Origin of the sequence: Actinoplanes teichomyceticus ATCC 31121, from assembly GCF_003711105.1 — a bacterium.
GTDB lineage: Bacteria > Actinomycetota > Actinomycetes > Mycobacteriales > Micromonosporaceae > Actinoplanes > Actinoplanes teichomyceticus.
Genome location: NZ_CP023865.1, coordinates 6,486,535 through 6,511,602, shown reverse-complemented (window position 1 = coordinate 6,511,602; position 25,068 = coordinate 6,486,535). Strand labels below are relative to the sequence as shown.

Genomic DNA, 25,068 nt, shown 5'->3' with positions numbered 1-25,068 from the left:
AGCACTTCAAGCTCTGCCCCTACCGGTGCCCGCCTGACGGCGTCCGTCGTGGCCGGCGAACTCACGAGACTCACCCCCCGAGACCGGCTCCTGCTCGACCTGCTCGACCAGCACAAGACCTTCACGACCGAGCAGATCCACACCCTCGCCTTCACGTCCCTCGCCCGGACCCGCATCCGCCTCGGGCAGCTCTACACCCGCGAGATCCTCGACCGGTTCCGCCACTACCAGCGCCCCGGCTCGCAATCCTGGCGGTGGACCCTCGGCCCCATCGGCGCCGCCATCCTGGCGGCCGGACGAGGCGCCACGCTGCCCCGCCCCGCCGCGGTGCGCGACGCCACGGCCCGAATCGCCATGTCCCCGACACTGGCGCACCTCGTGACCACCAACGGGTTCTTCGTCGCGCTGTCCGCGCACGCCCGCACCGACCCGGCGGCCCGGCTCACCCGGTGGTGGAACGAGGCCCGGTGCCGTGAGGCGGTCGGGACCGTCGTCCGGCCCGACGGTCACGGCGTCTGGCATGACGACGGGCGGGCCGTGCCGTTCTGGTTGGAGGCCGACCTCGGCACCGAAACGCTGTCGCGGGTCGCCGGGAAGCTCACCGGCTACGCCGCGTTACCGCCCGCGCGGGCGTATCCGGTGCTGTTCTGGCTGCCCAACGGCGCGCGTGAGGTCAACGTGCACGCCTACCTCACCCGGTCCGGGGTGCCGGACGGGGTGACCGTGGCGACCGCCGCCGCCGACAACGCGCCCGACGGCCCGGCGGGGCCGGTGTGGCGGGTCGCCGGGCGCGGCGGGCGGGTCACCCTGGCCGACCTCACGCCCGCCGAGGGTGCGGTGTGGGGCGCATAGTTACCGGCGTCGCCGTGGGTTTCGTGGCGCTGGTGGTTTTGATCGCGGGGGCCGCCGCCGGGGTGGCCGGGTCGCTGTTCGGCGGCGGCGGGAGTGCCGGAGGCGGGCCGGGGTGTGCCGGTGCGGTCATCACGCCCAGCGCGGCTCCGGCGGGTCTGACCGCCGATCAGACCCGTAACGCCTCTGTGATCGTGGCCGTCGGTCAACGGATGCGGGTGCCGGTGCGAGGGTGGGTGATCGCGGTCGCAACGGCCCTCCAAGAATCGGACCTGATCAACCTAGGGCACCTCGGGGCGGGCAACGATCACGACTCGTTGGGGCTGTTTCAGCAGCGGTCGAGCCAGGGATGGGGCACCCCGGAACAGGTCATGACGCCGGACTACGCCGCCGGGAAGTTCTACGAGCGGTTGCTGACCGTGCCGGGGTGGCAATCGCTGCCGCTGACCGAGACGGCTCAGGCGGTGCAACGGTCGGCGTACCCAGACGCCTACGCCAAACACGAGCCGCGCGCTGCGGCCATCGTGGCGGCGTTCACCGGCGGCACGCTGCCGGCGTGCGGCGGCGTGAGCGCCTCCGGGTGGACCCGCCCCGTTGCCGGTGAGGCCGGGTCCGGGTTCCGCACGCCCGAACGCCCCGGCCATGATGGCACCGACATCATGGCCGACAAAGGCACCGTGATCCGGGCCGCGTCCGCCGGGGTGGTGGTGCGGGTGCGGTGCAACGCGGGCGGCGGCTCCTGGGATGGCCCGTTCCGGGGCCGGACGCTGTGCGACACCGACGGGTACCCGGGATTCGGCGGGTGTGGCTGGTATGCCGAGGTGCGCCACGCGGGCGAAATCGTGTCCCGGTACTGCCACATGGTGCGCCAACCCCTCGTGACTGTCGGTCAGACCGTGACCGCCGGACAGCCGATCGGCTACGTCGGATCATCCGGCAACTCGTCCGGCCCGCATTTGCATTTCGAGATCCACGAGGGCTACCCGGCAACGGAAAGCAACGCCACCGACCCGGTGCCATTCATGGCCAGAAAAGGGGTCATCCTATAAACCCGTTGAAGTGATTTTTCGCACGGCGCATCGACTGGACTCCATCAATTAGTCGAGGTAGCTGGCCCGGCCCGGCCGAAGGTGACAGTGCCCCGGGATCCGTGAGGACTCCGGGCGTTCCCGCGACCGGCTCACGGCCCCGCACGCGCGCCGCACCGTGCATCCATGCTGGCATACCGGCCTGCGTCCGAACGTGGCAGAGGGACGGCGCTAGGGCCGTTGAATGCGGCATTGGGTGCGGCATTCCCATCCACGTACGAGCCGCGATCGGTTAGCGGTGCGGTTTCAAAAGAGTCATGGAAACGCGGGTTGACAATGCGGCGGTGCAGAGCGTCCATGGATGTAGGCAACAACAACGGCCCCGGCGAAACCGCAAACGAGGCGCACCCGCGCCACGCGGAATCGCATTGCCATTCCCTTTCCCTATGGAGGTATTTCCATGTCCGCCACCGCCACCCCCGCCGCCGAGTCCGTCGCCCGCGCCCTGACCGCGCACCCCGACGGCATTACCGCCCGTGGCCTTGCCGCCGCCGCCGGAGTCGGCGCCTCCACCGCCGCAAAGGTCCTAGTCGCCATGGAGGCGGCCGGAACCGCGACCCGCACCCCCGGCCCCGCCAACGGCAACCGCAAGCCCGCCGACATCTGGCACCCCACCACCGACGAGATCCCCGCCGCTAGCGACGACGCCACCACCGACGAGGCCCCCGCCGACTTGCCGGAGGCGCCCGTGTCGGCGGCGCCTGTGTCGGGTGCGCCTGTGTCGGGTGCGCCGTCGGGTGGCGGAGCCGACTATTTCAAGATCGTGATGGTGGCGGGCATTCTGGGTGACCACCCGAACGGTGTTGCGGCGGCGGTCATCACCGATCAGTCCGGCCTTCGGGCGCCGGTCGTGGCGCGGGTGCTGATGGCAATGGAGGTTGCCGGTGCGGCGGTGCGGATTCCGGGCGGTAGCAACCAGGAGAACAACCCGGACAGGTGGGTTCGGGGGGATGCCGACCTGAGCACGGTTGACCTCGCGAACGCGGCCCCGTACCGCGAGTGCGTGTGTTCGTGCGGCCACAAGCACCGGGTGAAGAACCGTGTCACGGTCACAGCCCCGGCCCGCCGCCCCGGTCGCACCGGCGCCTCCAGCGGTGAGATCAACACCGACGGGTCGGAAAAGTTGGGCAAGAACGGCCTCCGCAACCTGGTGGAGGCGTTCATGCGGGACCTCGGCACCGGCCACGAGGTCACCCCCGGCACCGTTGGGCGTGAGTTGGGCGGGCGCAGCTCCGGTGCGTGCGGTAACGCGTTGCAGAAGCTCACCATTGCCGGGGTTGTCGTGATGACCAGCGAGGCGCCGGTGAAGTACGCCCTCGCCGACGACGCGCCCGCCCCGGACGCTGAGGTGGCCGCCCTGATGACGCGCCCGGGGATCAGCGGGGACGAGGCCGACACCGCCGACACCGCCGACGACGCGGCGGCCGACGACCGGACCGACGACATCGACACCGCCGAGGCGACGGCCGACGACACCGCCACCGCCGATGGGACCGCCGATGACGCCAGCACGGCGACGGCCGACGACGCCAGTCCCTCCGCCGAAGGCGCGGACGCGCCCGCCGGTGACGCCATCGACGAGGCCGACGAGGCGCGGACGGCGTGAACAACTCACGGGGCCGAGACGCGGGAAGCGTCCCGGCCCCGCCGCCGTTGCAACCGATCTTTCACAACCCCTCAACGCTAGGAGACGCAGTCATGAGAACGAATCGGCGCCGCACCGTGCGGCACCTCGTGTGCCCGGTGTGCGGTGCGCCCGCCCGTAAGTGCCCGCCGCGCCGGTGGTTCGCTGCCACCGGCCCGCGCCCGCGTTGGTCGCACACCGATGGTGAGGCGTTGTGCCCGATGATGGGCGCGACCGGTTACCGGCCCGCCGACCCGCACCCGGCCCCGCCCGCGCGGCGCGCCCGCCGCCGGGTGGGCACCCCCGCCGGGGCGCCCACGACCGACGTAGACGTGGCTTCCGGGCCGGGGCCGGTGTACGTGGTGGCCGGGGGCGACATGGACGCCGTGTTCACCGACCGGGACTCCGCCGCCATCGAGTACATGGTCATGGTCGGCGCGAACCTCGAACCGATCGCGCGAACAGTCCGCGCCGACCGGTGGGCGGTCATCCGGGCGCGGCTTATCGCCACGGTCCCCGGCCTCGTGGTCGTGGATCTCCGGGCCGGGGGCGACCGATGACCCGCCCCGGCCCCGATGGCGGGGCGCCGAAGCTGTCGGACCGGCAGACCGAGGCCCTGCGCGAATCGGCCGACCCGATCGCCGTGGGCGGGGAGTCGGATTGGGAGGTCGCGGTGCATGTGTACGCGCTGCAAACCCGCCTGACCTGCGCGGGCGGTAGCGTCCCCGCCGGTCTGTACGTGCGCACCGTGAGCGGCAAGTCCGAATGCGCCTACCCGGTCACCGATGCCGCCGCCGCTATCGCCTACGCCGACGAGACAGAACGGCGGTATGTCGCATGGTCGGAGGCGAACCAATGAGCGGGCAACGCCGTCCTGATGATGCGGTGTCCGGCCTTCCGGCCGGTCTCAGCGCCCGTCCGCGTGACGCACGGCGCGGGTTGCCGATTCCGCCGGTCAACGTGCATGACGGTCCCGACGGGTTGCGCGTGGACTCCACCACGATCAACACCACGATCTCCACGGAGCTCGCGCTCGCGCGGCGGTGTTCGCTGTGCGGTGGTCCGATGGGGTATTGGGTGGCGTTCCTCGGTGGCCCCGGCGCGGCGGAGCTGTTGCGCTACACCGACCCGCCGGGGCACGCGGAGTGCATGACGGCGGCGCTGTCGCTGTGCCCGCATATCGCTCTGGCCCGGCACCGGCGCGCACGCGCGGACCGGCCCGGCGGCGGCATGATCCCGCCCGGATCGCACGGCGAGAAACCCGAGAAGTACGTCCTCGGCATCACCCGCTCCTACCGCACGGAGTTCGTGCCCTCGCACGGCTTCTCCGTGTATCTGCCGGCGCCGTTCAAGTCCGTTCACGAGTACGAGTACGGCCCGGACGGGCGCCTGGTCACCACCCCGCGCGCCCGGTAGGGCTGCGCTGGCGGCGGGCGTCAGATTCGCCGCAGAAACCTCGATAGACCGGTCCGGATCGACTTGATCCAGGCCCAAAGGTTGGAAACATTGCTTGTGACGGCGCGGCTGGGGTCGCAACCCTGGCCCGCTACCCACCGACCCCACGAACCCGGAAAGGAAACCCGTGGCACACGAGCTGGAGAAACTCGCCAACGGCCAGACCGCCTTCGCCTCCGCCCGGCTGACCGCCTGGCACCAACTTGGCCAGGTCACCGAGGACTGCATGACCGCCGAGGAGATCATGAGCAAGGCGTGGCTCGGCGGCTGGGAGGTCCGCAAGATCCCGCTTCAGGGCATCGAGGTCAACGCGAAGGGTGTCACGAAGATCGACTGCCCGGACAAGTGGATGACCGTGCGGACCAACCCGCACAGCGGCGAGACCGAGTATCTCGGCATCGTCGGCGAGGACTACGCGACCGTTCAGAACGAGCAGGTCGCCGAGATGCTCAACCTGCTGGTTGACGCCTCCGGCGCGCACTTCGAGACGGCCGGCTCGATGCGCAAAGGCAAGAGCGTCTTCGTCACCATGAAGCTGCCGAAGGCGATGGAGATCGCCGGGGTGGACCGGATGGACCTCTACCTTGCGGCCACCACCTCGCACGACGGAACCGCCTCGCTACGGGTGGACGCCACCCCGGTACGGATCGTGTGCGCGAACACGCAGCGCATGGCATACGCCCGCAGCGAGGGTTCGTACACCTTCCGGCACACCCCGAACATCACCTCCAAGATCAGCGAGGCGCGGCAGGCGCTCAACCTGGTGTGGAAGCACTTCGACGCCTTCGAGCGCGAGGCCGAGAAGATGATCAACGAGTCGCTGACCATGGGCGAGTTCGAGAAGGCCGTCGCGCAGCTGTGGCCGACCGAGGACGACGCCTCGGACGTGGCCAAGAACAACGCGAAGCAGCGCTCGGCCACGCTGCGGTTCCTCATCCGCGACGCGGACACCCAGAAGGCGATCAAGGGCACCCGGTGGGCCGGATACCAGGCCATCACCGAGTACGTGGATCACTACGCGAAGGCCAGCACCGCCGAGGTCCGCGCCCGGCGCGCGGTCACCGGTCAGGGCGCCGATCTGAAAGCTCGCGCGTTCGAGCTGCTGGCGGTCTGAGCATGGCCCGGTACCGGGGCCGACACCGCCGCACCGGGCGGCGCTCGGCCCCGCCACCGGCGGGCACCACCACGACCGCCGCCCCGGCGCAGCGTCCCCGTGACGACGCGCGACCGGGCGGTCCGGGACGGTCCCGCCCGCCCGCGCAACCCGGCCCACGACGCCCGCCAACGGCGCTTCCCGGCCGTCGCGGTGTGCCCGTCATCCCCGGCCCGCCGGGCCCCGCCACGGCGGCGCCCGCACCTCGAACCCCTCGAACCGACTCCACCACGGAGGTACCCCTCATGCCCGCGGTCTCCGCGACTCCGGCCGGCACGCCGAACTCCACCCAACTTCTCGACGAGATCAACAACCTCTGCGAGGCGTACGCGAAGGCGCGCGTCGCCCGCGCCCTGGCCGAGCACTCCGCCGACCACGCCGAACACGAGCGCCACGCCACCCTCGCCGACTACTGGGAGCAGGAGTCGCGCACCCGGTACGACGCCCTCGTCCCCACGATCGAAACCGTGGCTCCGCGCCCGGTGCAGATCGAGGAGTTCCTGCCGGTGCGGACCCTGCCGAACGGCCACGTCGAGGTCCACGCGCGAGACCAGCACGCCCGCCCCGTGGTCGCGACCTTCACCGGCGCCGAGGCCGTCTCCGTCGCCATCCACCTCACCGCCCACGCCGCGATCGGCCTCGACCGCACCGGCGCCAAGGTCGACCCGCTCCTACCTGCGGTCCCCGTGTCCACGCCGCCCGCCACCGCCACCGGCCGCGCGCCCGTCCCGAACCCCCGGTGAACAGGCCCCGGGCGGAGCGGCCAAGCCGCTCCACCCGGGCCACCACCAACCCCTCCAACAAGGAGACGCCGTGACCATCGTTGAACGCCTCTTCGCTCTCGCCACCGCGTACGCCGAGGCCGCCGTGTGGGCGGACCGCGAACGAGCCTTCGCTCGCTCGGCGACCACCCGAGCCGCGCAAGCCGCCGCCCCCTCTAACGTGGAGAAGGCGGACTCCGCCGTCGAGGCCGCCCGCGCCGCGCTCCGCGCCGACCTGCACCACGCACTCGGGCTGCCGGTGTACGCCGTGCCCGAAACGAAGCTGCCCGTGTGCACCTGGCGGCAGGGCCAAGTCTTGATCCGCGCCCTCGCCAAGACCGACGAACGACCCGTGCGCGTGCGGTACACCCCCGAACAGGCCCTCGCCACCGGCGCTGCCTTGATCGCCTGCGCGGCCGTCACCGATGTGCGCGTCGGCGGCACCCTGTCGCACCTCCTCGGAACGTTCCCTTCCGCCGAGGCCAGCGGGCCAGCCACGGCTGGTCCGGACACGCCCGACGCCGGGAGGCGGGCATGACCGGCACCTCCGGTGACGGCGGGCACGAGGTCGAGGTCTACCACGCGGCCCTCGACGGGCGCCGGCTGAGCGAGGCTCTGCGCGTGCTCGGCCCGATCGAGCCCGCCCTAGGGCGTGTATCGAAGTCGGTGGTTCAGGTGAGATCACGGGCGTGTCGGTGATCGTTAAATAGCGAGGTCTCCGGTAGACGGCTTAGCGACCAAGCAAAACCGGAGACCACCGGAGACCTCGTGGACACCTTAGCGGTGACGAGGCGGTACGACCTGACCGACGTCGAGTGGGCGGCCTTGGAGCCGTTGCTGCCCGCGCCTCGTCGTCCGGGACGTCCGCCGACCTGGACGAAACGGCAGCTCATCGACGGGATTCGGTGGCGGATCCGGGCCGGCACGCCCTGGCGTGACATCCCGGAGTGCTACGGATCATGGGCAGCCGTGTATGCGCTGTTCCGGCGGTGGCAGCGTGACGGGACGTGGGCGCGGATCCTGACCGCGTTGCAGGCAGCGGCGGATGCGTCCGGCCGGATCGTGTGGGACGTGTCGATCGACTCGACGGTGGCCCGGGCGCATCAGCATGCCGCTGGTGCGCGTAAAAGGGGGATCTGCAGGCCGAACCGCCGGGTGGTGTCGCGGTCGAACCGGCCGATCACGGCGCCACCTTCGACACTCTTTCGGCCGTATTCCGTACCTATCTCGGCACCGACTTCTGCCTTGCAGCGGACGAGGCAGAGAACGGCGAGGCCGCGTCATGAGGGCCGCCTTCACGCATGGCCGGTCCGCCCGGCACACCGGGGCGGTGTGCGGCAGCGACGACGGGCCGGACACTCGCATCACCGATGAGCCGAGCCTGGTCACCTGCCCGGACTGCCCGGACGCCGCCGAGATCGAACTCGTCCCGGACAACGCGGTCACCGAAGACCCGCACATCATGCAGACGCTGCGGGAAGCACGCGACGGCCACACCCGCAAGATCGACGGCGTCATCGTTGATGCGACCACCGCAGACGCCATCCTCACCGTCTACGAGGCGGCCACTCCCCGAACGCAGACGAAGATCGCGAGTCTGCCGCTGACCCTCATGACCCGGCTGGCCTGGGCCATCCTCCACGACGAAGCGGAAGGAGACGCTCGGTGACCCTCACCCCAGCGTGGATGTCCCCGACGCCCGACGAGATGCCGTTCCACTGCCGGACCTGCCGCCGAGCACTACACCGCCGCCAGACTCCCAACGGTGTGCTCACCTTCGAGCACCCGAACGAGCTCCGCGGTGACACCCTCGACCATGAGCCTCGGCCGGCGCCGGTGACCGAGGTTCCCGATCCGATCATCGAGTGTGACTTTTGCTCCAGCCCCGAGGCCCTCTGGGTCTACGTGTGCGCCGACCAGGAGACCGAGACGAGTTACGTCACCCGGCGAACCGTGAACGTGGGCGACTACCAACGCCGCCACTATGCGGCTCGGACGCGGGCCGTCGAGAGCGAACAAGGGCCGTTGCGGATCTGGGGCGAACGGTGGAGCGCGTGTGACGGTTGTGCCGCACTGCTCGAAGGCCGTGAGCTCTATGGGTTGATCGCCCGGGTCACTGACGCGATGCCTCCGAGACTGATCCGAGGCAGGAAACTCATGACCGTTCGCGGGCTGCTCCACGGCCACTACAGCACCGTTCTGGAGACGTTGCGGCCCGGCCGTGGGCGCATCACGGCGAGGTATCCGGTCATGGCGTGGGAAGAGACGCCGGGCCGGGTGGACACCGGCGACGGCACCGGCCGACAGATCGGCCAGCGGCGCAAGGGGTAGGAGGTTCGGTGACCGGCGGGCACACCCCGAGGGTGCGCGCAACCCCGCCGGTCACCTCACCCGAGTCCCGGGCCACCGGGTCCCACGAGCCGCATTCCCCGGGATGGGTGTGCGAGCGATCGTAGCCGCACAGTCCGCGAGCTGCCGGGCCTCGCGTGCTGGACCTCAGCGTGACCGGAGGTGTAAGGATGATCGTCGTGGCGCAACGCAGCATCGACGGACGAGTAGCCCTCGACCGGGCGGGCGTGGCCGCGCAGACCGGCGCCTCGCGCTCCACGGTCAACCACTGGCACCGTAACCGCGACCGGTTCGGCTTCCCGGAGGCGTTCACCCACGACGGCGGCGAGTGGTTCTGGCTCGACGACATCACCGCGTTCCACGCCGCGCACCTCGCGGCGAAGAAGGCCGTGCTCACCGAGGTAGACCGTAGCGGCGGCCCCAACGACCGCGTCACCTCCGGCGGCGCCGCCGCCATCCTCGGCTACGCCTCGCACCGCAACCTGCCGGACGAACTCATCGATCACCCAGACTTCGTGGAGGAGCTGCCGAGCGGGCGTATCCGCCGCTACTGGTACCGGCGCACCGTGTGGGCACATGCCGACGCCCGTACCGGCCGCCAATCCACCGGCCGCACCCCCGGCACCACCAACCGCGTTCGGAAACCGCACCCCTACGCCGACGACCCCCGCCTTCACGCCGCCGCTCAACTGCTCGCCGAGGCCAAGAAGGCCGGATGCGACCGGCGCGGCCTCGGCGTCGAGCTGGCCCGCCGCCTAGGCATCACCGAGCGGACCGCGCAACGGCTGCTGACCGCCGCCGAGGGAGACCCGTCGAGCTACGGCATGCGACCTTAGCCAGCGGGCTAGGTCTACGGTCAATGGTCCGGCCGGATGCCTACTTGAATTTCCAGCCCTGGACCTGCATCAGGGCGAACACTCCGGCCGCGATGGTGACAAGCCCGACAAGCACCGCCCCTGCGATGCGCAGCCACGGCTTCGGGGAGTCGTCCTCACCAGCTTGCGGATGCGAGGTCACGACCGTGCCCTGTGGGGCAGTGAAATTGATCTTGTTTCGAGTGCCCGTGACCGCGAAGTGGATTGCGTTCGTCGCAACTTCGGCGGGCGGCGTCGCGGCTCCGGTGGGCGCGGTGGCGCGAATCTCGGCGACCAGGACCGTGAGCATGGTGCGGACGTGGTCCACGACGCCCGCGAGAGCTACCGGAGCGACGGACCAGTAGATCCGCTCGATATGGCCTTTTACAGCGCCGGTCTGGTTCATGAACGCCGCGAGATCGGCAGCTCCCTGAGGCTGCAACTTGACATGGTCGGCACCTTGGACGGGCGCCAGCTTCTCGATCTGACCGATGCCCATCCGCAGCTCGATCTCGTCGGTGATGCGGTCCTGCGCGAAGTCAGGAAGATTCATGGAGCTGATCTGCTGACCCTTGATGATCCCGTGAATAGTCATCCCGTCGAGCGTCAGCGGAGCCACGATCTTCCGATACTCGGGGAGTTCATCCTCGGGAGCGTAACCCTGCAGCTCACGGCGGGCCCAGTCGCGAAGTTCGGCTGAGCCGGACTGGCCGCCGAGCGCGATCGCCTTCCGCAAGAGATCGGCAATCGGCTTCTGACTATCCAGTGCGCCTGTCTCAAGCTCCTGAAGGAGTCGATCCGCCCGCGTCGTCACGGACGGAAGAATATCGCCAACCGCCGCGCCACCGGCAAGATGAACGAGCGGCTGGCATGCTGCGACATGCGGCCTGCTCAGCCCAGGTATCTGGTCAGCTTCACCCCTCGGTCCGGCATCACAGCTGGCCGCTAGGGGCGTGGCGGCCAGCCACCGAACTTCAACGCCGAGCGATACAAGCAACGTAACCAGGTAGAACGGACCTTCGACCGGCTCAAACAGTTCCGCGCGGTAGCGACGCACTACGACAAACGCAAGGACCGATTTTTGGCAACTGTCACATTCGCATCCATCATGGTCTAGCTCCGCGCGAAACCCGACAAGACCCGACCATGATCCGTCAGATGCGCTCTAACCCCTAGAGCACCCCAGGCGCCGCCGGCCACTTCAACCGGCGGCGCCTCGCGTCTCAGTTCACTCGTCCTCGTCCTGGTCCTCGTTCTGGCCGGCGGTCGGCACGGCCGGAGCCTGCATCAGGTACCGCAACGCGCCGTCGAAGTCGGTCCCCTGCGTTTCAGCCGTGCGGGCGAGAACATCGAATGCCTCGTCGCTGATCTCGATGATGCGGCGTCCGGGCGCAGGCATGGTCATATTGGTTCCTCCTGGTCATTACGGGCGGCCCGCCGATCGGGCACCGGCACCCCTATCCATGCCGACCGGCGGCGAGGCATCAAGCCGACAGCGGCGGCACACTGGCGGGCGCGGCCTGCGAGGCGGCACCGGGCGACACCGGCACGTGGTCAAAGACTTCGGTCTCGGCGGCGTCGGCGGCACGCACGAGGCCAGCGGCGAAGCGGCGCGCCTGGCCAGGGGTGCAGTACAGCGGTGCGCTGCCATCGGCGAAGGTGATCTCGACGTGGGGGCGTTCCAGCTCGGCCGGGTCGGTGCCGATCCAGGCTGGTGCCTTGTCCCAGAACGCCGTCCGGACGATTGCGGTAACCGGCTCACACGCCTCGTCGTAGAGCGTCACGGTGGAGGGTGGGCTGCGGTGCAGCGCCGTGCCGGACGGGTCGAGGTTGTCGTGGCAACAGTCGGTGCATCAATGGCGGGCAGGACACCGGCCGCGTCACCGGCAAGGCACTGCCGGCCGGCAGGGTGAAGTCGTCCATGTGCGGTCTCCCTCAATTTCATCGAGCGGCGGAGGTGCGGGCCGGTGCGGCCTCGTCATGCCGGCACCTTCGGACGAGCGCCGTCGAGGGCCTTCTGTTCGCGGCGCAGCGCGCCGAGCAGCTCGGACACGCGGTTGTTGCGGATGGCGGTGCCGTTGCGGCGAAGGCGGTGTGCGAGGGCGTCTCGGCTGACCGTGCGTCCTTCACGAAGCAGCTCGTCGCGGGCGGTGCGGGCCGCGGGCAGCAGCGGGACGAGGTCCGAGGCAAGGTCGACATCGTCGTCCCCGTCGAACTCATCGCCGTCCTCGTCGCCTTCGCGGTCGTCTTGGTCGCTGTACGCCTCTTCGCTGTCGTCACGGTCGAGCGGTCCAGGGCTCGGTACCTCTTCGGCGGTGGAAGCGTCCGTGTCCGGCGTGGCCGGAGGTTGTTGTGGCTGTTCAGGTACGGCTTCGTCGTCGGCGCGGGGCAGCTCGGCGTGGCTGTTGGCATCGCTGTCCGCTCGCAGCGGAGCGGGGGCGGTGATGGCGGGAGCCACCCGGTCCGCCCAGGCGTGGTAGTCGACTCGGGCGGCCAGCTCGGCGGCGAGCCGGTCGAGGTCCAGGGTGCGGACGGCGATCTCGGCCATGCGCGGATCGCGCTGGTCAGCGCGTACAACGTGCTCGACCGCGCGGGCAACCGCCGGTCGGCGTTTCTCGTCGCCGATGGCCAGCTCGGCGGCGCGCAGGGACTCGTACAAGCCGAGCGGGCGCCATGCGCCGGTGCCGGGGTCACGGCGACCTTCGCGGGCCAGCTCGGCGGCGCGGGCGGTCCAGATCGGGTGCCGCACTCGCCGCCACAGGCCGTAGTCGGGGGCGGTGTCGGCGAGTTTGCCCGCCGCGCGCAGGGCGTCTCGGCGGCGGGCGGCGGCGTGCAGCATCCACAGTGCGTATGCCGAGCCCGACAGCACGCCGAACACGCTCGACCAGTAGTAGTCCGGCCAGTGCCCGGCCACCTGGATACCGACGGCCACAACGGCGACCACGGCCGAGAACGCCCGTAGGCCGTAGGCGCGCTCGCCGAGGCGCATCCGTTCGTCGGCCATCGCGGCGAGCGCCATGGCCAGCAGCTCCAGGCAGAGCGCGAACGGCAGCACCGCCAGCACGCGCAGCACGAGCGGTACCGCGGGCGGCCAGGGCAGATGGTCGAGGGCCACCCAGGTCTGACCGATCACGGCGCCGGTGGCCGCCACGGCATAGAACGAGTACGCCCACCGGGCCGGCGACCAGCCTCGGTGACCCGTGCTCGGCTGAGGGTTGCCGTTGGAGACTGTGGCGGGGGTGCTGATGGCGTGGCCGTCCTTCCTCACGTTTTCGGTCATCGGTGACCTCTGGTGGCGGTGGCGGGCCGCAGCTGGCGTTCCGCGACCCGGCGGGTGGCCTCCGACGGTTCAGCGCCGCCGAGGTCGGCCAGCCGGTCTTCGAGGCGGCGCAGGGTGCGCCGGACAGCGTCCGGCCGTCCGGCGCGGCCGTGGATGCGCATGATGCGCTGGTACAGCTCCTCGTTGACCGGGTCGAACTCCAGCGCGCGTTCGAGGGCGGTGACGGCCTGGTCGGGGTGGTCGGCTTCGAGGAGCTCGGCGATGCGGGCCAGCACCGAGAGGATCTGGTGGCGGTAGGTGGTGGCGTAGTCGGTGATCCAGGTCTGGTCGGCGCCGTCGGCGAAGTCGCCGCCGTACAACTCGGCCGCCTCGCGCAGTAGCGCGAGGGCCTGGGTGTCGTTGTCGGCGGTATTTGCGGCCTTGATGGCGGTGAGCATCTGCCACAGGTCGACGGCGATCAGCTCGGGGTCGAGCCGGTAGCGGCCGGTCGCGGGGTCGTAGACGACGAACATCGCCTGGCCGTTGCCGGTGGCGGCGCGCAGCACCCGGCGGGTGGTGCTGATGTCGGTGCGAATGCGCTTCCCGGCGGTGCTCGGGGTCGTGTCGGGGTGTAGGTCGGCGGCGAGCTGGTCGAGGGTGCGCCCGCCTGGGTGTGCGGCCAGGGAAGCGAGGACGGTGTAGGAGCCGCTACGCATCCCGGTCGCTACCGCCCCGGTCTCGGTTTCGACGAGGACCGGGCCGAGGACCCGCAGCCGCACCGGGGCCGACGCCTCGGCCTGCTGGGAGGGAACCGGCTCGTCCTGCTCGGCGCTTACCTCGTGTGGTGCCGCGGCCGGGTCACTCGGAGGCGGGTCGATGTCGATGTCGTGGCCGGGCTCCGGGCGCGCAGTGGCGTCGGTGAGCATGGTCATGACGGCGGCGAGATCGCTCGCCGCGAGGGTGGACAGCCGGACCACCCCGGCGGTCTCGGCGGTGGGGATGCCGTCGAGTTCGCCGAGGACGACCGGGTGCAGGTGCAGCGCTGCCCGGTGCGCGCCGACCGCGCGCAGACGGGCGGCGTGCCGGGGCGTGGCCTCGATGAGAAGCACGTACGGCGGCTGGATCTCGGCGTGGTCGGTGCGCCCGTTCAGCGCCTCGATCGTGTCGAGGTCGAAGTTATCCAGCAGCCGGCGCCGCAGGATCATCTCCTCTTCGGCGTGGGTGACGGCCGTCGCGGCGTCGGCGAGCACGATGAGCCGTTCGCCGTCGTAGCTGGTCCCGTCCGGGTCGAGGCCGAGCACTGGTGGGCCGTCGGGTAGGAGGCGCGCGAGTACGCCGGTGGTGGTGATGACGATGGGGCGGGCCTCGGTGCGTTGGGTGATGCCGGTGGCGAGGACGGCGGTCAGCACCGCGCGAGCCGCCGCATCGGCTTCGTCACCGTGCAGAGCGAGGCCAAGGCCGGGCAACTCGAACAGGCCCACCTCCCGTCCGGCGGCATTCACGCCGATGGGCGCGTCGACAGTCGATGTGGCGGGCAGGTGGTCCGGGCCGGCGCCGGAGCCCAGGCGGCATGCCGCAGTTTCCACCAGGGCTAGTGATTCAGGCAGCGGCGCCGGTTGGGATGCGAGCCGGGCCGGGACGGGAAAGGCTGGGCGAGCGCGTCGGCGGCGTTGCAGGCGTACCAGGGAGGCAACGGCTGTGAGCAGCACAGCTAGGCCGAGACTCACCCATCCCTGCGGGGGCAGAGCGACGCCTTGCTCGCCCCGGTAATCGGTGTCGTCGTCTTGCTGCGGGGCAACGGGTGCTGAGACCCTGCTGTCCGGGTGCGAGGTGGGCGCCGGACTCCTGGTCGCCGGTGATGTGCTCGTGGTGATGCTGGGTGCCAGCGTCGCCTGCGGCGGCGCGGTAGTGCGGCTCGGCGTACCGGTGGCTGTGTGGCTGGGGCGGATGGTGGGCTCGGTTGGCGGTGCCGGGGTGCTCTTCGATGGAGGTGTGTGCCTGGCGGTAGGCAGTGCCAGCACCCATCCGACGTGAATCTCGTCGGGATCTTGGAGCGCGTGCCCGTTGGCCTGTTGGTGGCCCCGGTTGAGTTTGTAGATGTCATGCCATCGATAGGGGTCACCAAGCTTGTGCTTGGCGATGCCCCACAGCGTGTCATGGCGGTGCACCTTCACCGTCCGGGGATGTGCCGTCGTTGCGGGGATACGAGCTCCGACCATGGCCCGGGGGTCGTTCGGTGTGATGGTGTGGCTCTCTGTGCTCATGGGAGCGTCGCGGAGCGGGTGGACGTCCGCGGTGGGTGCTGGGGGAGTGGCGTGGGCGGGCAGCGCCGTGGCGGTCGTCGTTACAGCCGCGGTCCCGAGAAGTCCGGCTGCGAGGCTTTGCATCGGGCCGGGCAGGTAGTAGCAGAGGCGTTCCCAGCTGTTTTGCCAGTCGCGTGACCGTGCCCGCGTGATGCTCCATGCGAGGGTACCGATAGCGGTGATGCCCCAGAGGGCCCAGGCGAGTGCCCAGCCGGTTGTGGCGGCGTGGTCGGGATTCAGCGGGGTGTTCAGGTACGCCTGCACCTGTTCGGCGGACGGTGGGTGTTGCGGCCATGGCGGTCCGCTGACCGTGATCATCATGGTGGGGATGCCGGCCAGAACCACCAGCCTGACGATCATGGTTCGTAGTGCCGCGAGCATGCGAATCAACTCGTTCGCTCCTGGAGTCGAATGGCTAACGGGTAGCGGCCCCGTGCGCAAGGTCGAATGCCTCCGCGAAGCCGGGAGGGCTATGGCGTGACGCTAAGCCCGAATGCTGCGGCGGGACTGGTCTGCGCTACTCACAAACGCTCACACTTCCCGCGGTGTGCCTTACATGTGCTGGTCAGAGAGCGGTGCGGGTGATAGCTCACACTGGAACGACACGGTGCTGTCGCGGCGTGACTGATCGGGGATCTTCTGTTTGACTGAGCCGGTGATTCCATCGCTGGTGATCGATTACGGGGCGGCCATCACGCGTGCGGTTCTGATCCGCTCGGACGGATCCTGGCTCCTGCTGCAATCTGACGGCGGCTGGTGGCTGTCTTCCGCAGTGCACGTCAGTGCCGGTGAGGTGGTAGTCGGTGCGGAAGCCTGGCGGCGAGCCGTCACCGACCCGGACGGGTTCGTCGCATCGCCACTACAGGCCGGTAGCGGGCATGTCACCGTCGCCGGTGTGACGGTCGAGGTCGCGGAGCTGGCGGCGGCCACGCTGCGGCAGGTTGCCGCAGAGGCGACCCGGATCATGGGCGAACCGGTGCAGCAGGCGCAGCTGCTCGTGCCGGCCGGGTGGGGGCCGCGCCGCAAGACGTGGCTGCGGCATGTTGCCCGCGCCGCCGGCCTGCATGCGTCGCGGCTGGTCGAGGTACCTGTCGCAGCCGCCTCGAGGATCGCTCCTCCGGCCGGGTCGTCAGCAGACACGGACCGGGTGTTGCTGGTCATCGACGTTGGAGCGGGTTGCGAGATTACCGTCCTGCGCCAAAGTGGGCAGCAGGTCGAAATCCTGTCCACGCTTGATGACGCGCAGGCCGGCGGAGATCGCATCGAGGCGCTGCTGACGGTGGCATTGACCGGCACGATGTTGGAGGACCTACCCGCCGAACAGCGATGGAACACCCTCGCCGTGGTCCGCACCGCACAGCAAGCGCTACCCGACCAGGTGGCGGTGACCGTGCCGATCCCCGGCGCGGCGGGGCCGCTAGTGGTCACCAACCTCCAGGTGACGCAGGCTGCGCAACCGGTGCTCGAACGCGTCGGCGAACTGGCCGCCGAGGCGGTCGCGGCCGCGGATCTCACCCTCGCCGAAGTCCACGGCGTGCACCTCATCGGTGGCGTCGCCTTGCTACCCGGTGCCGCCGAGGTGATCGCGGCCAAACTCGGCGTCACGCCGCAGATCGCGGCACAGCCAGCGTTGACCGCGGTCATCGGCGCGGCCGACTCCGACCCTGCGGGCGCCGCGGCCCGAGCCGTCCGCCAGGAGGAACCACTACAGTTGCCGCCGCAGCGGCGGATCTTCCTGCTCGGCGTACCGGGAGCGGCATCACTGGTGCTGTACGCCTTCTTCCTCTGGAAAGCCGATCTCTACGGCAGCGTCCCGTTTGGCGAGTACCGGGGAGCGGTGTACGAGTTGTACGCCGCCTGGTCGCAGCTGACCGTCGCCGTCGTGCTGGCCCAGGTCTGCTTCTTACAGGCAGCCTCGGTGTTCGCCGCCTTGCTCGACCAGAACGCGCACACCCCCGGCCGATCGAGGCCGAACAGCAGGATCACCGCCGGAATCGGCATCGCCGTCATCGCCGGACCCGCGGTCGCCTACTTGTACGCACTGGTGGCTACCGCCTACTTCAACGGGGCCGGCACCAACGTCCCGTCGTGGACGCTGCAATGGGCTGTCTGGCCGATCCTGCCCGTCGCCGGATGTGCCGCGCTGCTCGCCGTAGCTGCCTGGCGCCGCAGGGACACTCCTACCGGCGGCTGGGACGCCTTTCTCAGCTTCCCAGCCAGCTCACTGATCAGCGCGACAGCGGGTGTCGTCATCGGCTCGTTCTACTCGATCATTCCGCTGCCGTACTGGCTGGCCCCCTGGGGGCCAGCATTCCAGTACACCGCTGGACTGCTCGTCGCCGTGGGAATCGCTTGCGCCCTTGCTCGCCACCTCGCCGTCCGAGCCGGCCTGAGCGTCGCTCTAGCCATTCCCCTGATGATCCTCGTGCAGACCCCATGGGGTCGCCACATGCTCGGCGCCTTCTACGCAGGCGCCACCACCGTCTGGCTCCTCAAACGGCTGTGGGCGCTGCACGCCGGCCCCCGCTGACTCGGGATGTAGGCCATGCGTTGGATGTACCGTGCCGCAACAGCGCTGATCACCGTCGCTTTCATCGCCGGTCCACCGCTGCTCGCCGGAGTCTGGCTCCTGCACCATCCCTTACCGGCACTGACCGCCGAAGATGTACAAAACTGGCTTCAGCAGCCCCGCACCACCGCCGATGTGCTCGCCGCCATCGTGCTCATCGCCACCCTGCTCTGGCTCCTCCTTGGCGGCTACCTCGTGCGTCGCATCGTGCTCGCCGCCACCGCACGATGGCGGCGGCTGCGGAAACTGCCGTTACCCACGCCCGCCCAGATGACCGCCGGATCCATGGCCAGCGTCGCCGCGCTCACGCTTCCCGCCATCACCGCTGACCACGCCACCGCACCACCCGTCGCCACCACGCCACCACCGGACGACCCCACCAGCGCCGACCCCAGCCACAACACGGCTATATCCACCGCCCCAACCCCGGCCGGAGTCGTGTTGCCCGACGGCGGATGGATGCCTTATCACACAGCTCTCGCTGTAACGGCTCTCTCTGGCATGGCGCTGCTGCACCGACGGCGCACCTACCAACCCAACCCCCGCCGGATCAGCACGCACCACCACGACCCCGACCTACAACCGCTTCCGCCCGCCGCTCAAGCCATCACCACCACCCTCAGTGACAACACCGCCACCAGCCCTCCCGCGCACGCTGCCACCGCGCCCGAGCAGCTGCCGACCGGCCTGCTGTCCCTGCACGGCCCCGGCGCACCCGCTGCCGCCCGCGGACTGCTCGTCGCCACTGCCGTCTCCGCCGCCACAACCCCAGGCAGCCACACCCGGCTCGCCGTGCGGCACGACGACTTGCGGAAGCTTCTCCCACAAATCAATCCCACCACGCCTCTGCCCGGCATCCACGTAGTCGCCGGGCCCCCGGGCGCAGCGCCAGAACCGCACTACGCCGCCGGCCCATCCTTGCCTGACCGAGCCGACCGCGGCGACCAACCATCTACCGGCTCTTCTGCGGCGATCACCGTACTCGGCTTCGACGCCACCAGCGTCCCCGCAGCCCAATGGCACATCACAGAAGACGGCACCACCACCGGCACCGGCATCTCCACGGGCCGGCGGCTGTGCACTCTCGACCCGCGCGCCGCTACCGACCTGCTAACACTGATCCAACAGCGCCACGCCGGCACCGTGCGCGGCGCAGCATCCGGACCCCAGCCTTCCGGCCCAACCACCACACCCTCGCGCCCCGTCGCGACACTGACCTTGCTGGGTGCCTGCGAACTAACCGTCGATAGCCAGCCCATCCGGCTACGCCGCACCGCTGGCCTGCAGATCTTGGCCTACCTCGCCGTCCACCCCGAAGGCGCGCGCCGCGAAGAAATCATCAGTGCCGTCTGGCCCAACCTTGCCCCAGCCACGATCACCCAGCGCCTGCACACCACACTCAGCGACCTGCGACGCCAGCTCCAACCCATCATCGGCGACCCCATCACCCGCCGTGAGGACCGTTACCAGCTCAACACCGACGTGATCGACACCGACCTCAACCTATGGCGAACCGAGGCGGCGAAAGCGGTGAGCGCCATCAGCACATCCAGCCGCACCAAGTCCTGCCGGCGCCTGATCGAGCTGTACCAAGGCGAACTCGCCGCCGGCCACACCTGGCCCTGGATTTCCCCGACCCGAGAAGCGATACGCCGCGACGCCCTCGACGCCTGCACCCACCTCGCCGACCACAGCACCCCAGCCCAAGCACTCGACTGGCTTCACACCGCCACCAAGATCGACCCGTACAACACGAGCATCCAGCAACGCATAACCGCCACGGTCAACGCATCCTGAAGCACTCGGCCAAGAACAACGGTCTCCGAGTGATGCACATAGAACGGCGAAAGCAGCATCAGGTGCTGAAGCGCGGCCACTGACCAGGGTGAACCGACATTGCCCATTGAAGGTAGTCTCTGCATACGGCAGCACGCGAACGGGGAGTGTCGTCATGCAACCGCGCCTAGGCCGCGTTTCGTAAGTGCGGGCGAGGTGTGACGTGTCCCGGCGTGGCGGTTGTCGATACGAAGTGAGGTCTCCGGTAAACGGGTTAGCGACCAAGCAAACCTGAACCACCGGAGACCTCGTGCCCAGGGTAGCGGCAGCGAGGCGACACGATCTCACCGACGTTCAGTGGGCGGTGCTGGAACCTGCGCTGCCTGCGGAGCCACGGCGAGGCCGTCCGCCGCGATGGACGAAACGGCAGATCATCGATGGGATCCGGTGGCGGGTCCGGGCGGGAACACCGTGGCGGGACGTGCCCGAGGTGTACGCACCCTGGCAGACGTTGTATCGCTGGTTCCGGCGCTGGCAGCGCGACGGGACGTGGGCGAAGATCCTGGCCCGGCTCCAGACCCGGGCCGACGCCGCCGGTGACATCGAGTGGGCGGTGAGCGTCGATTCCACGATCAGCCGTGCCCATCAGCATGCCGCGGGTGCCCGTCGTGATGGTGACCTGCAGAAGGAACCGCCGGGTGGGGTGTTCGCCGAACCCGGCGATCATGCTCTGGGCAGGTCCCGGGGCGGGTTCACCACCAAGACCCATCTGGCCTGTGAGCAGGGTCGTAAGACGCTGTCGACGGTGATCACCGCTGGTCAGCGGGGTGACAGTCCGCAGTTCATCAAGGTCCTGGAACGCATCAAGGTCTATCGGGTCGGTGGTGGCCGGCCCCGTACCCGGCCGGATCTGGTCCTGGCGGACAAGGCGTACACCAGCCGGGGCAATCGCGGGTACGCCCGCCGCCGCAGGATCAGGGTGTGCATCCCGAGCAAGGCCGACCAGGACGCCTACCGCAAGGCCAAAGGCTCCAAGGGCGGGCGTCCTCCGGCGTTCGACCCGGTCGTGTACCGGCAGCGTCACGCCGTGGAATGCGGCATCAACCAGCTCAAACAGAACCGGGCGATGGCCACCCGGTACGACAAGCTTGCCGTCCGCTTCGAAGCCACCGTCACCATCGCCGTCATCAACCAATGGCTCTGATGACCTTTACGAAACGCGGCCTAGCCCTCGCCGAACTGAACCGGCGTGCCGATCAGCACTCGCGGGAGTGCCAGTGAACGGCCCGGCTGCCGCCCAGCTCCGAGCCCACGAAAAGCGGATCGCCGTGATGCTCGCCGACCCCGAATGCGTCGGTGAACTCCTCCTCGTCGGCATCGGCATGACCCGCTGCCTCGACCTCGGCGACCCGCACTGGCCCGCTGGCGAACACATGCCCCTCGCCCCGATCGCGGACGCCGTCTACGGGCGGCGCCGGCTCGGCATGGACATGCTCCTGCCGGACCAGACCGCCCGGCCGACTCGCACCCCCGCAAACGAATTGTCGACGTGTTCTACCAGGATCGGCGCCGCTACTCGCCCCGAACCGACGGAGACCGCGGCCTCGGCCAGGCCACCTGCGGGCGGCCCATGCAACGGCGGGAAGGCTTGTGCGGCCGTAACGCCTCCTGGGATCAGCAGCGGCAGCTCACCGACCCGCTCACCGGGAAACGGCACACCGTAGGAGCGTGCTCACAGCCAAACTGCCGGACCTGGTACGCAGACCTGCTCGCCCGCAACGCCGCCGAACTTGCCACCCACCCGGCGCCGACGCCCGCCGCGAACACCGGCGGTGTTCTCGAACGGCACCTTCCGGAGATCGATTGGTGGCAGGTGTGGCGGCACGTCGACAAGAATTGGACTCCCCCACCCGAGGGCGAACGGTTCCATAAGCCGACCCTGACCTTGGTGCTGGGCGACGCCGACGAGATGCCCGCAATCACGACCAAGCCGATCCTGGCTGTGCTTGAAGGAGGATGGCGATGAACGCCCACCACACCGACGACAGTGCCGCCAGCCCAGCCGCCGAGACTAAGGTGTGGCACTTCAAGGCTTTCCCCGGCACCAACGAGACTGGCTGTTGCGAGACGAAGTTCGCTGATCTGGGCCCCGCAGACCGGATGACCGACGATCCGAGTCTTGTCACCTGCCGTGGCCGAACAGGGCCAGTCGCATGACCGGTGATTTCGTGCTCGCAGGCACCGGCTCCCGGAGCCTGCGCACGGCGCCACGTCACGTGCAGGTGGAGGCGATGGACCGCTGCATGGACGCGGTCGCGCGGCGGCTGTCGAAGCACGGCAGCCGCCTGGTCGTCATGAGCGGGGCGGCTGAGGGCTGGGACGAACTATTGGCCCGGGTCGCGATCCGGCTCGGAATACGGCTGTGGCTAGCCCTGCCGAACAAGGGGTACGCCCAGTACTACTGGGGCAAGGCGTCTGTGCTCGAACGGAACCGGCTGCCAGAGTTCGCGGAGATCGCCGCCGCGGCGTGGAAGGCGACGTACGTGATGGAGCAGATCCACGGCACCACCGCACTCAAGGTCGACGGGTTGCACGCCAACTTCTGGCGAAACCAGTTCATGGTCGACAACGCGGACGACTTCGTCGTGTGGGACCCGGCCAGCCGCGGCACCGCCCATTGCGTGGCGGCGATCCGAAAGGCCGGGAAGTGGCGCGACGATATGGTGATTGGCCCCGGCGCCGCCATGCAGGCAGTCGAACACCGCACCGGTGACCTACTCGCCTCCCAGCTACCCGCGATCGCCCACGGCGTCAACTGCCGCGGCATCATGGGTGCCGGCATCGCCCGGCAAATCCGCAACCGATGGACCCACCTGTACGACAGCTACCGCACCGCCTGCCGTACCGGCCATCTCACCATCGGCGGTATGCACGTGTGGCAGACACCCGACGGGATGACCGTGTACAACCTCGCCACCCAAGACAGGCCCGGCCCGCATGCCAGGATCGACGCCGTCCAGCATGCGGTTGCAGGCATGCTGGCCGACGCCGAGCAGCGCGGTATCACGGCCATCGGCCTGCCGCAGATCGCGGCAGGAATCGGCGGGCTGCGGTGGCCAGACGTTGAATCAGTGCTCACCACAGCAGCCACTGGCAGCCCGGTGCGACTGATCTTCTACTCGCTCGGCCCGGCTGCCGCTCAGCTACCGCTCGACCTGGCCGATCGTTGAGACTGGCGGGATGCCAGGCCGGCGGAAGCCATGAACCGCTGAAGGTCACGTTCACCCACCGGCCGGGCGCCACTGCGTCAATGAGCGCTACGCCTCAACTACCATTCATATAACGCCGACACGGCACCGCTATTCAGTCTGCCATTCCACGCAGGTCGGGCGCCCCTCCGATATCAAGAAATCCTTAACCGCTTGGCGGATAACCTCAAGAGGAACCTCTACATCTTCAGGGAATTCTGTCCACTCACCCATGATGGAGTACGTTCCACGCGCCTGCTGTTCCGACACCCCTAGCGTCGCGAAATTGCCACTGGCGTCCATCCATGCCAGCATACCGACATTCGATGCCCCGTTGACTCCCACGAGCAATTCATGATCAGGACACCCGGAGGAAAGAAGGGGGCGACTCAAAGAATGCAGTTGAGCAAGGTTCTCCCCCGCGGATCCATCGCGCAGCGCATCCACGAACCTGTCTACGTCCTCCACAGAAGACAGCATCGCGGGATTATCCGCGTGTTCCTTCCTGTAGCGCGCCTCAATCACTGCCGCATCACTATTCGCCATCCCATACCCCGTCAAATACACGCGACCGCCGCTCTCCGGACGCGTCACGCCAATGGACCCGCGGCCACCGTCAGCAGCGCAATCTCGATGGAGGCGATTGAACCCGGGTCGGCAGGCCCTGCTCGCCCTGGCCCACTTGCGCAACGGCGACACCTACACCCGCCTCGCCGCCGGCTTCGAGATCGGGATAGCGACCGCCTGGCGCTACGTCCAGGAAGCGATCTACCTGCGCAGTCGCCGACGACCTTAACAGCGCGATGCGGCGCATCCGGCAACTGGCGTACGCGATCCTGGACGGCACGCTGATCCCGATCGACCGGGTCGCCGATCAAAGGCCGTACTACTCCGGCAAGCACAAGCGCCATGGCGTCAACGTGCAGATCATCGCCGACGCGACCGGACGTCTCGTCTGGACCTCGGCCGCGCTACCCGGCTCGACCCACGACCTGACCGCCGCGCGCACCCACGGCATCATCGACGCGCTGGCCCGCGCCGACGTGATGACCTTCGCGGACAAGGGCTACCAAGGTGCCCGCGGCAGCGTGCGCACCCCGTTCAAACGCCGGCGGTTCCGGCCGAAGCTGTCACGCCGGCAGAAGGCGGTCAACCGCGCCCACGCCAAGATCCGCGCCCGCGGTGAGCGGGCGATCGCCACGCTCAAGACCTGGAAGATCCTGGCCAAGCTGCGCTGCTGCCCACGCCGAGCCACCGCGATCGTGCAGGCCATCCTCGTGCTGCACCACGTCGAAGCCAACCGCTACGCAGGATGAAAAAGCCTCAATCCTTACCCTGCACGCTCATACTCCTCATCGGCATAGTCGCCGATAGCTACATCATCGAGGAAAGTTTCCCAGAAGCCATTATGCTCACCTACCGAGGAGTCAATCCTCGATAACTCCTCCCGTAACGATTCCGCGACTCTTTCCCCAAGTTCTTCTACTGTCTCATAGGAGTAAAACGGGAAACGAGAAAATACTGCTTCCACGCAGGACGAGAAAAGTATCAGATTAGAATTAACTGAGTTAATCGTGCAACCTCCTGGCGTTGGAACATGAACAACCTCAAGCGAATAAACGTCTACACAAATACGTCCATCCAGCCCGCTTTTGCCGAAGGCCAGCAGACCTTCGGGTCTTTCCAAGAAGACCGCCGACTCGAGAGCGAGGTATTCTCCGCCAACGCTACGCTCAGGGACCCCCCGCTGCTCCAGCACCTGCCGGATGGAATCCGGCAC

The 25,068-nt window shown here is 69.0% G+C and carries 25 protein-coding genes and 3 pseudogenes; 20 read left to right on the top strand and 8 right to left on the bottom strand.

All coding sequences use genetic code 11. The annotated features are described in order from the left end of the window. Nucleotides 1-48 precede the first annotated feature (48 nt). The 13 genes and pseudogenes from ACTEI_RS28570 (at nucleotide 49) to ACTEI_RS28510 (ending at nucleotide 10,115) form a co-directional block, all read left to right on the top strand. On the top strand, nucleotides 49-852 hold the full coding sequence (locus ACTEI_RS28570) for a replication-relaxation family protein (RefSeq protein ID WP_122980484.1): 804 nt from the start codon (nucleotides 49-51) through the stop codon (nucleotides 850-852). Further along, nucleotides 840-1,898, top strand: a complete 1,059-nt coding sequence (locus ACTEI_RS28565; protein ID WP_122980483.1) for a M23 family metallopeptidase — start codon at nucleotides 840-842, stop codon at nucleotides 1,896-1,898. The genes ACTEI_RS28570 and ACTEI_RS28565 overlap by 13 nt, the downstream gene beginning before the upstream one ends. Nucleotides 1,899-2,337: 439 nt before the next feature. Further along, entirely contained in the window at nucleotides 2,338-3,543 is a 1,206-nt protein-coding gene (locus ACTEI_RS28560) for a MarR family transcriptional regulator (RefSeq protein ID WP_483396350.1), read from the top strand. A 92-nt stretch (nucleotides 3,544-3,635) separates the two neighbouring features. After that, nucleotides 3,636-4,121: a hypothetical protein gene (locus tag ACTEI_RS38690; RefSeq protein WP_239082722.1), complete on the top strand. Its 486-nt coding sequence runs from the start codon at nucleotides 3,636-3,638 to the stop codon at nucleotides 4,119-4,121. After that, nucleotides 4,118-4,420: a hypothetical protein gene (locus ACTEI_RS28550; RefSeq protein WP_122980482.1), complete on the top strand. Its 303-nt coding sequence runs from the start codon at nucleotides 4,118-4,120 to the stop codon at nucleotides 4,418-4,420. Before ACTEI_RS38690 ends, ACTEI_RS28550 begins: the two co-directional genes overlap by 4 nt. Nucleotides 4,421-4,521: 101 nt before the next feature. After that, nucleotides 4,522-4,977 (top strand): hypothetical protein, encoded by a 456-nt coding sequence (locus ACTEI_RS38685; protein WP_239082721.1) that lies wholly within the window; start codon nucleotides 4,522-4,524, stop codon nucleotides 4,975-4,977. 166 nt (nucleotides 4,978-5,143) lie between these two features. Next, nucleotides 5,144-6,130, top strand: a complete 987-nt coding sequence (locus tag ACTEI_RS28540; protein WP_122980481.1) for a DUF932 domain-containing protein — start codon at nucleotides 5,144-5,146, stop codon at nucleotides 6,128-6,130. Between the two features lie 284 nt (nucleotides 6,131-6,414). Continuing rightward, nucleotides 6,415-6,912 (top strand): hypothetical protein, encoded by a 498-nt coding sequence (locus ACTEI_RS28535; RefSeq protein ID WP_122980480.1) that lies wholly within the window; start codon nucleotides 6,415-6,417, stop codon nucleotides 6,910-6,912. A 70-nt stretch (nucleotides 6,913-6,982) separates the two neighbouring features. After that, complete coding sequence (locus tag ACTEI_RS28530; protein ID WP_122980479.1) at nucleotides 6,983-7,468, top strand: hypothetical protein; 486 nt, start codon at nucleotides 6,983-6,985, stop codon at nucleotides 7,466-7,468. 230 nt (nucleotides 7,469-7,698) lie between these two features. Then, nucleotides 7,699-8,114, top strand: a pseudogene (locus ACTEI_RS28525) (IS5 family transposase); the annotation flags it as partial. Nucleotides 8,115-8,212: 98 nt separating this feature from the next. Next, nucleotides 8,213-8,599: a hypothetical protein gene (locus ACTEI_RS28520; protein WP_122980478.1), complete on the top strand. Its 387-nt coding sequence runs from the start codon at nucleotides 8,213-8,215 to the stop codon at nucleotides 8,597-8,599. Then, nucleotides 8,596-9,261, top strand: coding sequence for a hypothetical protein (locus ACTEI_RS28515; RefSeq protein ID WP_145830987.1), 666 nt, complete (start codon nucleotides 8,596-8,598; stop codon nucleotides 9,259-9,261). Before ACTEI_RS28520 ends, ACTEI_RS28515 begins: the two co-directional genes overlap by 4 nt. A gap of 188 nt (nucleotides 9,262-9,449) precedes the next feature. Next, the gene (locus ACTEI_RS28510) at nucleotides 9,450-10,115 is read left to right on the top strand and encodes a hypothetical protein (protein ID WP_122980476.1); all 666 of its coding nucleotides are present in this window, start codon (nucleotides 9,450-9,452) and stop codon (nucleotides 10,113-10,115) included. A gap of 40 nt (nucleotides 10,116-10,155) precedes the next feature. Here the strand turns inward: ACTEI_RS28510 and ACTEI_RS28505 are convergent, their stop codons facing one another. Further along, the gene (locus ACTEI_RS28505) at nucleotides 10,156-10,947 is read right to left on the bottom strand and encodes an AbiTii domain-containing protein (RefSeq protein ID WP_122980475.1); all 792 of its coding nucleotides are present in this window, start codon (nucleotides 10,945-10,947) and stop codon (nucleotides 10,156-10,158) included. Between the two features lie 216 nt (nucleotides 10,948-11,163). Here ACTEI_RS28505 and ACTEI_RS39450 point away from each other — a divergent pair. Continuing rightward, nucleotides 11,164-11,250: pseudogene (locus ACTEI_RS39450) on the top strand (hypothetical protein); the annotation flags it as partial. A 111-nt stretch (nucleotides 11,251-11,361) separates the two neighbouring features. Here ACTEI_RS39450 and ACTEI_RS37475 read toward each other — a convergent pair. From ACTEI_RS37475 to ACTEI_RS28485, 4 genes are all read right to left on the bottom strand, one after another. Continuing rightward, nucleotides 11,362-11,538, bottom strand: a complete 177-nt coding sequence (locus ACTEI_RS37475; RefSeq protein ID WP_164466168.1) for a hypothetical protein — start codon at nucleotides 11,536-11,538, stop codon at nucleotides 11,362-11,364. Between the two features lie 79 nt (nucleotides 11,539-11,617). Next, nucleotides 11,618-11,941: a DUF6907 domain-containing protein gene (locus ACTEI_RS28495; protein ID WP_483396353.1), complete on the bottom strand. Its 324-nt coding sequence runs from the start codon at nucleotides 11,939-11,941 to the stop codon at nucleotides 11,618-11,620. 170 nt (nucleotides 11,942-12,111) lie between these two features. After that, a complete protein-coding gene (locus tag ACTEI_RS28490) occupies nucleotides 12,112-13,413 on the bottom strand; it encodes a hypothetical protein (RefSeq protein WP_244940651.1) in 1,302 nt (433 codons plus the stop codon). Beyond that, entirely contained in the window at nucleotides 13,410-16,076 is a 2,667-nt protein-coding gene (locus tag ACTEI_RS28485; RefSeq protein ID WP_122980474.1) for a bacterial transcriptional activator domain-containing protein, read from the bottom strand. Before ACTEI_RS28485 ends, ACTEI_RS28490 begins: the two co-directional genes overlap by 4 nt. 262 nt (nucleotides 16,077-16,338) lie before the next feature. Here ACTEI_RS28485 and ACTEI_RS28480 point away from each other — a divergent pair, with 262 nt between their 5' ends. From ACTEI_RS28480 to ACTEI_RS28470, 3 genes are all read left to right on the top strand, one after another. Continuing rightward, on the top strand, nucleotides 16,339-18,225 hold the full coding sequence (locus ACTEI_RS28480) for an Hsp70 family protein (RefSeq protein WP_164466167.1): 1,887 nt from the start codon (nucleotides 16,339-16,341) through the stop codon (nucleotides 18,223-18,225). A gap of 15 nt (nucleotides 18,226-18,240) precedes the next feature. Further along, nucleotides 18,241-20,061 (top strand): hypothetical protein, encoded by a 1,821-nt coding sequence (locus ACTEI_RS28475; RefSeq protein ID WP_145830986.1) that lies wholly within the window; start codon nucleotides 18,241-18,243, stop codon nucleotides 20,059-20,061. A 289-nt stretch (nucleotides 20,062-20,350) separates the two neighbouring features. After that, the gene (locus ACTEI_RS28470) at nucleotides 20,351-21,244 is read left to right on the top strand and encodes an IS5 family transposase (RefSeq protein ID WP_122975831.1); all 894 of its coding nucleotides are present in this window, start codon (nucleotides 20,351-20,353) and stop codon (nucleotides 21,242-21,244) included. A gap of 52 nt (nucleotides 21,245-21,296) precedes the next feature. Here ACTEI_RS28470 and ACTEI_RS37470 read toward each other — a convergent pair whose 3' ends face one another. Further along, nucleotides 21,297-21,473: a hypothetical protein gene (locus tag ACTEI_RS37470; protein ID WP_164466166.1), complete on the bottom strand. Its 177-nt coding sequence runs from the start codon at nucleotides 21,471-21,473 to the stop codon at nucleotides 21,297-21,299. A 116-nt stretch (nucleotides 21,474-21,589) separates the two neighbouring features. Between ACTEI_RS37470 and ACTEI_RS37465 the strand changes: the two genes are divergently transcribed. Next, nucleotides 21,590-22,066 carry a hypothetical protein gene (locus tag ACTEI_RS37465; protein ID WP_145830985.1) on the top strand — a complete coding sequence of 159 codons (477 nt, stop codon included), beginning with the start codon at nucleotides 21,590-21,592 and terminating at the stop codon, nucleotides 22,064-22,066. A gap of 187 nt (nucleotides 22,067-22,253) precedes the next feature. Then, a complete protein-coding gene (locus tag ACTEI_RS37910; protein ID WP_203723877.1) occupies nucleotides 22,254-23,270 on the top strand; it encodes a macro domain-containing protein in 1,017 nt (338 codons plus the stop codon). Nucleotides 23,271-23,399: 129 nt separating this feature from the next. Here ACTEI_RS37910 and ACTEI_RS28460 read toward each other — a convergent pair whose 3' ends face one another. Continuing rightward, on the bottom strand, nucleotides 23,400-23,834 hold the full coding sequence (locus ACTEI_RS28460; protein WP_145830984.1) for an Imm1 family immunity protein: 435 nt from the start codon (nucleotides 23,832-23,834) through the stop codon (nucleotides 23,400-23,402). A 79-nt stretch (nucleotides 23,835-23,913) separates the two neighbouring features. Between ACTEI_RS28460 and ACTEI_RS28455 the strand changes: the two are divergent. Continuing rightward, nucleotides 23,914-24,604 (top strand): annotated as a pseudogene (locus ACTEI_RS28455) (transposase family protein); the annotation flags it as partial. 14 nt (nucleotides 24,605-24,618) lie between these two features. Here ACTEI_RS28455 and ACTEI_RS28450 read toward each other — a convergent pair. After that, nucleotides 24,619-25,068, bottom strand: coding sequence for an SUKH-4 family immunity protein (locus tag ACTEI_RS28450; protein ID WP_262384900.1), 450 nt, complete (start codon nucleotides 25,066-25,068; stop codon nucleotides 24,619-24,621).

Coding starts and splice junctions, on each gene's coding strand:
- ACTEI_RS28460 (WP_145830984.1), bottom strand. CDS start 23,834: ATGGCGAATAGTGATGCGGCAGTGATTGAGGCGCGCTACAGGAAGGAA.
- ACTEI_RS28550 (WP_122980482.1), top strand. CDS start 4,118: ATGACCCGCCCCGGCCCCGATGGCGGGGCGCCGAAGCTGTCGGACCGG.
- ACTEI_RS37910 (WP_203723877.1), top strand. CDS start 22,254: ATGACCGGTGATTTCGTGCTCGCAGGCACCGGCTCCCGGAGCCTGCGC.
- ACTEI_RS37475 (WP_164466168.1), bottom strand. CDS start 11,538: ATGACCATGCCTGCGCCCGGACGCCGCATCATCGAGATCAGCGACGAG.
- ACTEI_RS38690 (WP_239082722.1), top strand. CDS start 3,636: ATGAGAACGAATCGGCGCCGCACCGTGCGGCACCTCGTGTGCCCGGTG.
- ACTEI_RS28490 (WP_244940651.1), bottom strand. CDS start 13,413: ATGACCGAAAACGTGAGGAAGGACGGCCACGCCATCAGCACCCCCGCC.
- ACTEI_RS28485 (WP_122980474.1), bottom strand. CDS start 16,076: ATGCTCGCGGCACTACGAACCATGATCGTCAGGCTGGTGGTTCTGGCC.
- ACTEI_RS28475 (WP_145830986.1), top strand. CDS start 18,241: ATGCGTTGGATGTACCGTGCCGCAACAGCGCTGATCACCGTCGCTTTC.
- ACTEI_RS28520 (WP_122980478.1), top strand. CDS start 8,213: ATGAGGGCCGCCTTCACGCATGGCCGGTCCGCCCGGCACACCGGGGCG.
- ACTEI_RS28560 (WP_483396350.1), top strand. CDS start 2,338: ATGTCCGCCACCGCCACCCCCGCCGCCGAGTCCGTCGCCCGCGCCCTG.
- ACTEI_RS28535 (WP_122980480.1), top strand. CDS start 6,415: ATGCCCGCGGTCTCCGCGACTCCGGCCGGCACGCCGAACTCCACCCAA.
- ACTEI_RS28510 (WP_122980476.1), top strand. CDS start 9,450: ATGATCGTCGTGGCGCAACGCAGCATCGACGGACGAGTAGCCCTCGAC.